Raw genomic sequence first — 533 nt, forward strand, 5'->3', positions numbered from 1 at the left:
TAGAGCGGAATCCCATCAGGTTGCGTCGTACCCTGCCGCGCTGAAGTAGTTGGCGCACTCGGTGGGCGGGAAGAGGTCGATGATGCGGCCGATGGTGTCCCAGAGGCCGCCGATGGTTCGCTCGGCGGCCTTTCTCAGCAGCGCCTTGAGCTTGGCGAAGGCGTTCTCGATGGGGTTGAAGTCGGGACTGTAGGGCGGGAGGTAGCGCAGGTCCGCACCCGCCGCCTCGATCATCTGGCGCACGCGCGGCCCCTTGTGGCTCGACAGGTTGTCCATGACGACGATGTCGCCGGGGCGCAGTTCCGGGACCAGGACCTTTTGGACATAGGTCTCGAAGGCGTCGCGGTTGATCGGCCCGTCCAGCACCCAGGGAGCGATGAAGCCGCGAAGGGTCAGCGCACCGACGAAGGTCGTCGTCTTCCAGTGGCCATGCGGCACGCCGACCCGAAGCCGCTCGCCGCGCCGGCAGCGCCCGTGGCGGCGGGCCATGTTGGTGGACGCCCAGGTCTCGTCGATGAACACCAGCCGGTCGG

At 67.5% G+C, this 533-nt stretch carries 1 protein-coding gene; it reads right to left on the reverse strand.

The features are described from left to right. Nucleotides 1-15 precede the first annotated feature (15 nt). Nucleotides 16-533 (reverse strand): IS630 family transposase (locus tag ACFPN9_RS21955; RefSeq protein ID WP_377817596.1); only part of this gene is annotated, 518 nt, incomplete at its 5' end.

Source organism: Allobosea massiliensis (assembly GCF_042655245.1).
Classification (GTDB): Bacteria; Pseudomonadota; Alphaproteobacteria; order Rhizobiales; family Beijerinckiaceae; genus Allobosea; species Allobosea massiliensis.